Here is an 11,954-nt window from a genome sequence, read left to right on the forward strand (position 1 = left end):
GCTTTTTTATCGCCCAAAGCAACCATAATTCCGGAGATGTCGAAATGACAGACCTCAGCGCATCCGCCCCCCGCCCTCTGGACAAGGTGCGCAGCCTATGGCGCAGTCAGAAGGTCTGGCTGGCCACCGCTCTCATCCTGGCGGGTCTGGCGTTCTTCGATCCCGGTCAGGCCGGTGACAGCGCGCTTTTCACCGCCGAAGCCTTGCTGAACACCGCGCCCTTCCTCATCCTGTCGATCGGCGTGGCCGCCTGGGCCGGGGCCACGGGCGCCGACAACCTGATCGCTCGCGCCTTTACCGGGGCACCGGTGGTGATGATCGGGCTTGCCGCTCTGGCCGGGGGGCTGTCGCCGTTTTGCTCTTGCGGCGTGATCCCCCTGATCGCGGCCCTTCTGGCCATGGGGGTGCCGCTGTCGGCGGTCATGGCCTTCTGGCTGGCCTCGCCGGTCATGGACCCGTCGATGTTCGTGCTGACCACGGGCGTTCTGGGGCTCGAGTTCGCGGTCGCCAAGACACTGGCCGCCGTCGGCCTGGGGCTGTTCGGCGGCGCGGTCGTGCATGGCCTGACCCGCGCCGGCGGCCTGTCCGATCCGCTGCGCGAGGGGATCGGCAATGGCGGCTGCGGCGGCAGCAAGATCCGCACCCCCAAGCCCGTGGTCTGGCGCTTCTGGACCGATGCTGACCGCCGCGCGAAGTTCGGGCGCGAAGCCCTTGGCGTCACACTGTTTCTGGCCAAATGGCTGACCCTCGCCTTCCTGCTGGAAAGCCTGATGCTCGCCTATATCCCCGCCGAAACCGTGACCGCATCCATCGGCGGCACCGGCCTTGCCCCCATCGCTCTTGGTACCCTTGTCGGGGTTCCCGCATATCTCAACGGGTATGCCGCCCTGCCGCTGGTCGGCGGGTTGCTGGATCAGGGCATGGCGCAGGGCGCGGGCCTGGCCTTTTTGGTGGCCGGAGGCGTGACCTCGCTTCCAGCGGCCATCGCCGTCTGGGCACTGGTCAAACCGCGTGTGTTCGTCCTCTATATCGCGCTGTCGCTCACCGGCGCCTTCACCGCCGGGGTGCTTTTCCAATTCTGGAGCGTCGCATGATCCCCCTCACCGTAGAAACCGCGCCCCTGCCCGAAGGTGCTACACTTCTGGCCCCCTTGGGCATGACCACCCCGCATGGTGCGGTCGCGCGTCTGACGCTGACCGGCGGCACGATCGACAGCGCCTTGCGTGATCCCGATCTTGCGCTGGCCGCGCTCCGCGTCACCGCTCATGGCGGCCCTGTTGTCCTGCACTACGAGGTCACGGCCCCGCCCCCCGCCGCAGCCTATCCCGAGCAGATGTTCACCCCCCGCCAAACCCGCTTCACGCGCGCCGCCGACGAACTGGCAAACGCCAGCCGTAGCATCGCCGCGCAAGCGGGCGGAGGTGCCGCCGGTATCGCCGCCCTCGTCGCCGAGGCCGAACGCCGCTTCGACTATGCCCACCCCGAGACCCGCTTCAACGACGGTCACGAGGTGGTTCCCTATCTCTCCTGCGGGCTGACACCCGGCTCTTGCGTGGATATAAACACCTACCTCGTCGCCAGCCTGCGCGCAGCGGGCTACGAGGCGGGCTATATCTACGGCTATTTCTTCCCCGAGGAAAAAGCTGGCACCACCCATGACATGCATTGCTGGGTGGTCACCCGGCACGACGGACAGGTGCAGGAATGGGACATCGCGCATCACATCAAGGCCGGTCTCGGCCCGACGCGCCCCGCCCTCGATCCGCGTCCCGGTTGGCGCGTGGCGCTCGGCCATTCGATGGGCCATCACTACGCCGCGCCCGACATCCCGCAACCGCTCAAACTGCTGTCCGAGCCTGTGCAGCTGACCCCCGGCGGCGCCGAGCGGCTCGACATCGTGATCCGCATGGCGAAACCGATCTGACCCCAGAGTCCTGCCAACACCCCGCATCGGTGAAGTTCCGCCGATGATGTAAACATTTCAGCAACAGTTTTGGATCACACTCCGGGGAGACTGTTGCGGTAGGCACTGATTCTGCCGCATCCAACTTCAAGTTGATTGGCCAACCTTGGGATCATTATTATGTCTACTGCTGCCATTATGATCGGATTGATTGCTGTAAGCGGCCTGATTTTCGCCCTTCTCGCCTCCATGGGTCACGACCGGGGCTAGTCGCTGAAACCTGCACGGCCGCAAGGCGCGTAAATCCACCTTTCCCCTCTTTCCTTCATCCGGACGACGCCCGACTCCGCCTCTTGCGGACGCTCCCGTGCACCGCGCATTCGCACCATGCACTGTTGACTTGAATGTTGGGTAGCTGACAGGATCGCCAACTGTCCTGTGGACAAACCGGTGCCGCAGCACACAAATAGCCAAGCACCGGCAACCCGTCCCATCCAATCACCCCCCGCTTGCACAGCGCCCGCTCGCAATGCTCTAAGCCAAGTCATGCACCCTATCCGGAGGACACGCGTTGAGTTTCTCGATCGGCATCGGCCCGAACATCCGCAAATCCGCCTATTTCGATGCCACGGTCCGTGATGGCGTCCGGTCCTTCTCGGTCTACAATCACATGTATATCCCGGCCCATTTCGGCGATCCCGACGCCGAATACGACCGGCTGCTGAGCGGCGTTGCGATGTGGGATGTCGCAGCCCAACGGCAGGTGCAGCTTGATGGCCCCGACGCGGGGCGACTGGCGCAGTATCTCACGCCCCGTAACCTCGGCGGGACCCGCCCCGGTCAGGGCCGCTATGTCCCGCTGTGCGATCATGACGGCTGGCTCATCAACGATCCGGTGCTGCTCAAATTCGACGAGACGCGCTACTGGCTCTCGGTGGCCGACAGCGACATTCACCTCTGGGCTGCCGCCATCGCGCGTGAAAAAGGCTGGGATGTCTGCATAAGTGAGCCGGATGTCTCTCCTCTCGCCATTCAGGGGCCGCTTGCGATGGATGTGGCCGCCGCCCTTTTCGGCGATGAGGTCCGCAGCATGCGTCCCTTCGCCTTTGTCGAGACATCGCTGGACGGCATTCCTTTGGTGCTGGCGCGCTCGGGCTGGTCCAAACAGGGCGGGGTCGAGCTTTACCTCATGGACGCCACCCGCGGCACCGAGCTTTGGGACAAGGTCAAACAGGCCGGCGCCCCCTTCGGCATCGGCCCCGGCGCGCCCAACGATATAGAACGAATTGAAAGCGGGCTCATTTCCTATGGGGCCGACATGCGCTGGCAGGATCATCGCGCCACCCCGTTCGAGATGGGCTTCGGCCCGCTGATCGATCTGGACAGCGACCTTGATTACATCGGTCGCGCCGCCCTTCTGCGCCTCGCTGCCACCCCACCGGCCCGGCGCCGCATCGGTCTTGTGGTCGAAGGCGCGCCGCCCCTGCCCGGCCATCCCGTTCCCCTGATGCTGGATGGTGAAACCGTCGGCACCGTCAGCGAACTGGCGCAGTCCCGCCGCATGGGCAAGACCATCGGCCTTGGCCTGATACGGGCCGATCTGGCCGACAGCGCGCAGCATTTAGACCTGCGGATCGAAGAAGCCACCTGGCGCGCGGACCTGCACCCGCTCCCCTTCATCAGGTGACTTCGCGGCGCCTCGCCCTATGTTTTGCCCCTGACAGACGGGACAACGGGCGCGACAATGCAAAAGATTGCCATCTGGAAACAGCTCACGATGTCTGCGGCGCTGATCGCCGGCACGGCACTCGCCTGGCATTTCCGGGCCGAGCTTGCGACGCTCTGGACAGGGGCTCAGGCCGCGCAACCGCAAGACAGCGCCCCCGCCACCGCCGATACCGGTCCTCCGGTCATCGTCTCCGATGTGCAGGCCGTCTCGGATGATCTGACCTTTTCGGTCATCGGCACCAGCTTCGCGCTGCGCTCGATCACCCTGCGCGCGCCCTCGGGCGGTGAGATCACGTCGCTGGCCATCGCGCCCGGCGCGAAATTCGCCGCCGGTGACACGCTCATGCAGCTTGACGACAGCGATGAACGGCTTGCCGTCGCACTGGCCGAGGCGCGGCTGGACCGGGCCACCTCCGAGCGTAACCGCTACCAGACGCTGCAGGATACCGGCGCTGCCGCCACCGCCCGCTTCGAAGAGGCACAGACCGAATTCAAGGTCGCCCGCATCGAGCTTGACAAGGCCCGCGCCGATCTGGCCGACCGCACGCTGCGCGCGCCCTTCGATGGCGTGACCGGTCTGGCGCTTGTCGAAGCCGGCGACCGCATCGCCACCGATGATGCCATCGGCAGCTTCGATGACCGCAGCCGCATCCTTGTGGAATTCGACCTGCCCGAGGCGCTTCTGGGCCGCATCTCTCAGGGGCTTGCCGTGACCGCCACCACCCCGGCGGTCGAAGGGCGCAGCTTCGAGGGCAAGATCACCGCCATCGACAGCCGCGTCGATCCGATCACCCGCACTGCCCGCATCCGGGCCGAAATCGACAATACCGCCGATAGGCTGCGCCCCGGCGCGTCCTTCGCGCTGCGGCTCGATCTGCCCGGCAAGACCTATCCCGCGGTGCCGGAACTGGCGCTGCAATTCTCGTCCGGCGCGCTCCATGTATGGCGCGTGGCCGATGGCAAGGTCGAACAGGTCGAGGTGCGCCTCGTGCGCAGGCGGGCCGGAATGGTGGTGGTGGATGGCCCGCTGAGCACCGGCGACCCGATCGTGGTGGAAGGCACACAGCGTTTGCGCCCCGGCATCCCGGTCACCGTCCTGAACAAGACGGGCGTGGGCAACTCATGATGACGCGCGGTCGCGGCCTGCCCGATCTCAGCGTACGCCGCCCCTATCTGGCGGCGGTGATGAGCCTGCTCATCATGATCGCGGGCATCGGCGCGCTCTGGGGCATCGAAGTGCGCGAACTGCCCGATGTGGATCGGCCCGTGGTGTCGGTGCGGGCCAATTTCCCCGGCGCCTCGCCCACCACCGTCGATGCCGAACTGGCCTCCGTGGTCGAAGGCGCCGTCGCCCGCGTCGCCGGCGTGCAGGCGGTGCGCACCTCCTCCGAGGAGGGCAATTTCCGGATGCGCGTCGAATTCAGCCCCGACCGCGATCTGGCCAATGCCTCCAACGATGTGCGCGAGGCCGTGAGCCGCGTTGAGAACCGCCTGCCCGACGGGGTCGAGGATCTGTTTGTGGTCAAATCCGAACAGGACGCCGATCCCATCGTCAATATCGCCGTCTGGAGCGAGGCGCGCTCGATCGACGCTCTGACCCGGCTGGTCGAGGACGCTCTGGTGCCCGAATTCACCGCCATCGACGGTGTGGCCGATGTGGTGCTGTTCGGCGACCGCCAGCGCGTCCTGCGCGTCGCGGTCCGGCCAGACCGTCTGGCCGCGTTCGGCCTGTCGATCGGCGAGGTGGCAAACGTGCTGCGCGCCGCGCAATTCGATGTGCCGGTCGGCAGCTTTTCGTCGGGTCCTCTCGAAGTGCTGGTGCGCGCCGATGCCACCGTCGCCGACCCCGCCCGCATCGAGGACCTGATGCTGCGCGACCGGATCCGTCTGGGCGATGTGGCCGATGTCTATTTCGGCCTCGCCACCCCCAGCAGTGTCGCGCGCCTTGACGGGCGGCTGGTCATCAATCTCGGCATCGTCCGACAGGCCCAATCCAACACCGTGCGCATCTCCGATCAGGTTCAGGGCGCGATCTCGCAGCTCCGGCAGCGCTTTCCCGATCTGGGCTTCCAGGTCACCAGTGACGACGCGGTCTTCATCCGTGGCGCCATCGCCGAAGTGCTCAAGACACTGGGCGCGGCCCTCCTGATCGTGATCGGCGTCATGTGGCTCTTCTTCGGGCGCCTGTCGGCCACCCTGATCCCCGCCGTCGCGATCCCGGTGGCCCTTGTCGGCTCGGTCGCCGGGATCTGGCTCATGGGCTTTTCCATCAACCTCATCACCCTTCTGGCTCTGGTGCTCGCCACCGGGCTGGTGGTCGATGACGCCATCGTAGTCACCGAAAACATCCAGCGCCGCCGCCAGGAGGGCATGGCCCCCCGCGCCGCCGCCGTGCTCGGCGCCTCTCAGGTGTTCTTCGCCGTCATCGCAACCACCCTCACGCTTATCGCGGTCTTCGTGCCGATCTCCTTCCTGCCCGGCGACGCCGGCCGCCTGTTCACCGAATTCGGCTTCGTGCTGGCGGTGACCGTGGCGATCTCGTCCTTCGTGGCGCTGACCATCTGCCCGATGCTGGCGTCATTCTCGGGCGGCCTCGGGCAGAGCGGCGGGCTGATGTCGGGCCTCGGCGCGCGCCTTGCGGCGCTCTATGCCGCGCTGATCCGGCCGATGATCCGTGCGCCCCTCGTCACCCTTGTCGGCGCGGGCCTTCTGGCCGGTGGCGCGTTTTTCGCCTATGGCCAGCTTGGCGAGGAACTCGTCCCCCCCGAGGATCGCGGCGCGGTCACCGTCCGCATGCAAGGCCCCGACGGCACCGGCCTCGACTATACCGACCGGCAGGTGGTCCGCGTCGAAGAGCTGCTGCGCCCCTATGTGGATCAAGGCGTGGCCGACGGCCTTTATTCGATCACCGGGCGCTATGACCTCAACCGCGGCAGCGTCGGCATCCGCCTCGTCCCATGGGAGCAGCGTGACACCTCCCAGGCCGAGATCGAGGATGCGATCCGCGGCGATCTGGCAACCCTGCCCGGCGCGCGGGCCCGCATCGCGGGCGGCAACAGCCTTGGCGTCAGGGGCGGCTCGGGCGGAGGGCTGTCCATCGCGCTCACCGGCCCCGCCTATCCCGACATCGCCTCTGCCGCCGATGCCTTCGCCCTCGATCTGGCCGAGATCCCCGGCCTTTCGGGCATCCGCGTGCAATATCAGGCGACCCAGCCGCAACTCAGCATATCGGTGGACCGCCAGCGTGCCTCGGACCTGCAGGTGCCGATGGCGACCCTCTCGGACACCCTGCGCGCGCTCATCGACGAAGACGAGATCGCCGAGCTTACCATCGACGATCAGGCCATTCCGATCCTCTTGCAATCCAGCGCCGGCGCGGTGCGCGATCCGATGGACCTTCTGAACCTCTCCATCCGCTCGGACGCCGGCGATCTTGTCCCGCTCAGCCAGATCGTCACCTTCAGCGAACAGGGCGTCGCCGCCGAGCTTGACCGCCACGCCCAGCGCCGCGCCATCGAAATCGACGCCTCGGTGTCACCCGACGTTACCCTGCGCGAGGTGATCGACGATGTCCGCGCCTTGGCCCAGGACCGTCTGCCCGACGGGATCGGCCTGATCTTTCTGGGCGAAGCCGCAACGCTCGATGAAACCTCATCGGCGCTGGCCGCCACCTACGTGATCGCACTTCTGGTGGTCTTTCTGGTGCTGCTCGCGCAATTCGAAAGCCTGACAAGCGCGCTGGTGGTGATGCTGACCGTGCCTTTCGGGGTCTGCGCCGCGATCTATGCGATGCTTCTGACCGGCACGACCGTCAATATCTACAGTCAGATCGGGATTCTGATGCTGATCGGGGTCATGGCCAAGAACGGCATCCTGCTGGTGGAATTCGCGAATCAGCTCCGCGATGCGGGGCGCCCGGTGATCGACGCCGCCTTCGAGGCCGCTCAGGCCCGATTGCGCCCCATCGCCATGACGCTGATCTGCACCGTGATGTCCGGCCTGCCCTTGATCCTCGGCTCCGGTCCCGGCGCCGAGGCGCGCGCCTCGATCGGCTGGGTGATCGTCGGCGGGCTGGGGCTGGCGGCGGTGTTCACCCTGTTCCTGACGCCTGCCGCCTATGCTCTGGTCAGCGGCGCCACCAAATCGCGGGCCTCCTCGGGTCAAGCGCTTGATCGTGAGCTCGAAGCCGCAGGCCACGCCGACATCCGCTGACCGCTCCCTTCCGGCGGCCCGGCGCAACGGCCCGCCCGTGCATCTTGCGCATCAGCTTGCACAGCGCCGCGTTTCTCCGCATGACTTGCGCAACATGAAACCTTCGGCGACATCAAACAGACTGACAGGCGGCCTTCTGGTCGCCATCACCGGGCTCGAAATCCTCTCGGTCTGGGCCTCCAGCACCATGGCAGAAACCGTACTGCCATGGCTGATCATCCTGACAACGCTGGTGCTGGCGCTGCAGGTCCGCGCGGGCCGCTATCTCTTCGCGCTGGTGGCTCTGGCTCTGAGTGCGGCGCTGATCGCAACCAATCCCGACTGGCGCGACATCATGCACCGCGGCCTGATGACCGCCGCCTTCATCACCGCGTTCTTCACGGCCCTCGCTACCCTGCGCAGCGTGGCCGAAACATCGCCCGCGATCCGTGCCAGCGGTCGCTTTCTGGCCCAGCAACCGCCCGGCCGGCGCTATCTCGCGCTCACGATCGGCGGGCAGATGTTCGCGCTCTTGCTGAACTACGGCGCCATAGCCCTGCTCGGCAGCCTCGCCACCACCAGCGCAAACGAGGAAAAAGACCCCGAAATCCGCCGCCACCGCACCCGCCGGATGCTGCTGGCGATCCAGCGCGCCTTCACATCGGCCCTGCCATGGTCGCCGCTGTCCTTCGCTGTCGCCATTTCCACGGCCCTCATTCCCGGCACAAGCTGGGCGCTGGCGGTCCTACCCGGCCTTGTCACATCGCTCCTGTTGGCGGCAACCGGCTGGGTGCTCGATGCGGCCTTCAAGCCGAAACTCTCCGCCCCTGCCCCGGTTCGCCAGATGCCCGAGGGCACATGGGCCTTGATGCTGCCTCTGGCGCTTTTGCTGGCGATCCTCGTCACCAGCATCGCGGTGCTCTATGCCGCCACCGGCATCAGGATCGTCGGGCTTGTATTGGTGATCGTTCCGGTCATCGCCGGCTTCTGGCTCGCGCTGCAGGCCCGGGGCAAGGCGGATGCGCCCGGCGTCGGGCGGCGGGTGTCGGATTATGCCTTTGTCGAGCTTCCCGCCTATCGGGGCGAAATCATCCTGCTGATGATGGCCGGCTATATCGGCACCGTCGGCGCGCCCCTGCTCGGACCTGTGCTGATGGGCATCGGTCTCGATCTTGCAGGCATGCCTGCGCCGCTTCTGCTGATCTCCTTCGTGTGGATTATCCCTCTGGCCGGACAGCTCGGCATGAACCCGATCCTGACCGTGACGCTTCTGGCACCCCTGATCCCGGAAGCCGCCGATCTGGGCGTCACCCCCAACGCGATCATCGTGGCGATCACCTCGGGTTGGGCGCTGACCGGGGTGACCTCGCCCTTCACCGCCACGACACTCCTGATCGGCTCGTTCGGACGCGTCAGCGCGCGCCATGTCGGGCTGCGCTGGAACGGCGCCTATGCTCTGGTGACAGCGGTGATCCTGTCAGGCTGGGTGGCGCTTTATGCCAGCCTCTGAGCCTGCGTGCCGCGGCGGCAGCCCCGTACCAAAGAGCGGGGTGTCGTACCACCGGCTGCGCGCGAGGCGCTGACCGGCGCGATCCGGAGGACCCGTACCGACGCGATACCGACGTCATACCGACGTGATACCGATCCCGGTTTTTTGTGGTTAACCCATCTCTCGCGCGCCTGTCCGGGGTCAGCCCAGCTTCTTGCCCGGCGGGTCGAACGGCAGGAACTCCAACGCGCTGTGTTTCACCGGCGACGGAAAAAGTTTGGTGACAGCGGTGATCCTGTCAGGCTGGGCAGCGCGGCGGCACCCCGTACCAAAGAGGGGGGTGTTTCGTACCACCGGCTGCGCACAAGGCGCTGACCGGCGCGATCCGGAGGACCCGTACCGACGTGATACCGACGTTATACCGACGTGATACCGATCCCGGTTTTTTGTGGTTAACCCATCTCTCGCGCGCCTGTCCGGGGTCAGCCCAGCTTCTTGCCCGGCGGGTCGAACGGCAGGAACTCCACCGCGCTCTGTTTCACCGGCGACGGGAAAAGTTTCATAAGATCAAGTATTTCCGACGGCATCCCCACCGTCACTTCCAGCCCCAGCTCCCGCGCTTCGGCCGGTGTCAGCGCATAATCATGCGTCCAGGTTCCCGACGCGAGGGTCTTCGCCAATTCCTCCGCCTTCCCCCTTTCCATCCTCGGCGTCATAATCTCCACCGCCCCCCTCACCACCTGCGCGATGGCCTTGTCGCTGACATCCGCTAAAACCAGTGCCACATCCGAGACGTGCTCGATTGGTTTGGCGTCCCGCGCCGCGATGATCGAAGCTGCGGAAATCCCCATGATTTGCGGGTCGATTGGCCCCAACATCGAGAACTCTCCCATCACGATTTCATCGGCGGCAAGTGCGATCAGAGTGCCGCCCGACATCGCATAAATCGGAACAAAAACAGTGACTTTCGCGGGATGCATCTCGACCGCGCGCGCGATCTGCATGGCCGCGAGCACCAGCCCGCCGGGTGTGTGCAGAACAAGATCGATCGGCGTGTTTGCGGGTGTGGCCTTGATCGCCGAGATGATGGATTGCGCATCTTCAAGGTCGATCATCCGGCTGACATTGACCCCGAAGAAACTGCGCCGCTCCTGACGATGAATCATGGTGATCACACGGCTGCGACGTTTGCGCTCGATCGCACGGATCGCCTGCTCACGACGGAAGGCGAAAATGCGCCCCATCAGAACGGGCTGCAGGATCATCACCATGAAAAACAGGAAGAAAATCGTCGAAAAACTGAATTCCATAAGGCCTCCGGGCCGTTTATCCATCAATAAAATCACGGTGAGTCTTGCAGCAATGCGCCACCTTGTGAATTGAAAAATTCCGCTGTTCGGGCAATGATCGTGCAGGTAGAGAATGACCGGGACCATGCAGGCGGGCCGATAACCGCACCGGATCCCGAGCAAAGAGGCGGACACGATGCGACAGGCGATTATTCTTGGTTTGACGTTACTTCTTGCAGGATGCGGCGGCGGTGACAGGTACCGTGGCGGCTCGGGCCCGTCCGGCGGAGTCCCGATAGCATCCGGTCCGATCAGTCAAGCCTGCCTCGCATCGGACCGAAAGGCCCGCTCGCGCGCACTCTGCGGCTGCATCCAGGCCGCCGCCAACCAGACGCTGACCGGCTCGCAACAGCGCCGCGCGGTGGCGTTTTACGGCAATCCGCAGCTTGCACAGGACATCCGGCAATCCGATAGCGCCAGTGACGAACGCTTCTGGGCGGCGTATCGCGCCTATGGCGAACGGGCCGAACGGCTGTGCAGCTGAGCGTTCAGGCCTTCAGCCGATAGCCACGCGCGAACATCCACAATGCGGCGATCGAAATGGCGAGCGTCGCCCCGATCCCGACGCCAAGCCCCAGCCAGGGCGAGCTGTCGGACACACCGATCATCCCATAGCGCACCCCGTCGATCATGTAGAAAATGGGGTTGAAATGGGTGATCTCGTTCAACACGGGCGGCAATGCCTGCACCGAATAGAACGTGCCCGACAGGAAAGCGAGAGGCGTGACCACGAAGTTGGTGATCGCGGCCATCTGGTCGAACTTGTTGGCAAAAATCCCTGCAACCATGCCGAGGCCGGACAGAAAAGCCGCGCCAAGCACCACGAAGACCATCATCCAGATGGGGTGAGCAGGCACCAGCCCCAGAACCGCGAATTGACCCAAAGCAATGGCCAGTGCCACGAGCACGCCCCGTCCGACACCACCGGCCATGTAGCCCAGAACCAATTCTCCCGCACTGAGCGGCGGCATCAGCGTGTCCACGATATTGCCCTGCACCTTCGAGATCACGATGGAAGACGATGTATTGGCGAATGCGTTCTGAATCACGGTCATCATCAGAATGCCCGGGGCAATGAACGTCGTGAAATCCACCCCCATGACATCGCCACGGCGCGGGCCGATCGCAATCGAGAAGATCACCATGAACAGCCCCGCCGTGACCAACGGAGCAAGCAAGGTCTGGGTCCAAACCGCCATGAAACGCTGCATCTCACGCACGGCCAGAGTATATAATCCCAACCAGTTCACGCGTCCGAAACGTCGTGTGCCCATGTTGCTGATCTCGGCCATGC

9 protein-coding genes are annotated in these 11,954 nt (G+C 65.2%); 7 read left to right on the top strand and 2 right to left on the bottom strand.

The genetic code is table 11. The annotated features are described in order from the left end of the window. The first annotated feature begins 44 nt into the window (after positions 1 to 44). The 6 genes from F3H35_RS10365 to F3H35_RS10390 all read left to right on the top strand — a co-directional run bounded on the left by F3H35_RS10365 (position 45) and on the right by F3H35_RS10390 (position 9,332). Positions 45 to 1,094: a permease gene (locus tag F3H35_RS10365; RefSeq protein WP_149779530.1), complete on the top strand. Its 1,050-nt coding sequence runs from the start codon at positions 45 to 47 to the stop codon at positions 1,092 to 1,094. Continuing rightward, the gene (locus F3H35_RS10370) at positions 1,091 to 1,924 is read left to right on the top strand and encodes a transglutaminase-like domain-containing protein (RefSeq protein WP_149779531.1); all 834 of its coding nucleotides are present in this window, start codon (positions 1,091 to 1,093) and stop codon (positions 1,922 to 1,924) included. The genes F3H35_RS10365 and F3H35_RS10370 overlap by 4 nt, the downstream gene beginning before the upstream one ends. A 550-nt stretch (positions 1,925 to 2,474) precedes the next feature. Continuing rightward, positions 2,475 to 3,590 (top strand): glycine cleavage T C-terminal barrel domain-containing protein, encoded by a 1,116-nt coding sequence (locus F3H35_RS10375; protein ID WP_149779532.1) that lies wholly within the window; start codon positions 2,475 to 2,477, stop codon positions 3,588 to 3,590. A 57-nt stretch (positions 3,591 to 3,647) separates the two neighbouring features. Then, a complete protein-coding gene (locus F3H35_RS10380; protein ID WP_149779533.1) occupies positions 3,648 to 4,757 on the top strand; it encodes an efflux RND transporter periplasmic adaptor subunit in 1,110 nt (369 codons plus the stop codon). Further along, positions 4,754 to 7,843 (top strand): efflux RND transporter permease subunit, encoded by a 3,090-nt coding sequence (locus tag F3H35_RS10385; RefSeq protein WP_149779534.1) that lies wholly within the window; start codon positions 4,754 to 4,756, stop codon positions 7,841 to 7,843. The genes F3H35_RS10380 and F3H35_RS10385 overlap by 4 nt, the downstream gene beginning before the upstream one ends. 94 nt (positions 7,844 to 7,937) lie before the next feature. Next, complete coding sequence (locus F3H35_RS10390) at positions 7,938 to 9,332, top strand: hypothetical protein (RefSeq protein ID WP_188129947.1); 1,395 nt, start codon at positions 7,938 to 7,940, stop codon at positions 9,330 to 9,332. Positions 9,333 to 9,793: 461 nt separating this feature from the next. On the opposite strand, the gene F3H35_RS10395 is transcribed toward F3H35_RS10390, so the two are convergent. Continuing rightward, a complete protein-coding gene (locus tag F3H35_RS10395) occupies positions 9,794 to 10,747 on the bottom strand; it encodes an SDH family Clp fold serine proteinase (RefSeq protein WP_223228377.1) in 954 nt (317 codons plus the stop codon). 49 nt (positions 10,748 to 10,796) lie between these two features. Here F3H35_RS10395 and F3H35_RS10400 point away from each other — a divergent pair, with 49 nt between their 5' ends. Further along, entirely contained in the window at positions 10,797 to 11,144 is a 348-nt protein-coding gene (locus tag F3H35_RS10400) for a hypothetical protein (RefSeq protein WP_223228378.1), read from the top strand. Between the two features lie 4 nt (positions 11,145 to 11,148). Here the strand turns inward: F3H35_RS10400 and F3H35_RS10405 are convergent, their stop codons facing one another. Then, positions 11,149 to 11,952, bottom strand: a complete 804-nt coding sequence (locus F3H35_RS10405) for an ABC transporter permease (RefSeq protein ID WP_149779536.1) — start codon at positions 11,950 to 11,952, stop codon at positions 11,149 to 11,151. Positions 11,953 to 11,954 lie beyond the last annotated feature (2 nt).

It is taken from the genome of Roseovarius litoreus, from assembly GCF_900142765.1.
GTDB lineage: Bacteria > Pseudomonadota > Alphaproteobacteria > Rhodobacterales > Rhodobacteraceae > Roseovarius > Roseovarius litoreus.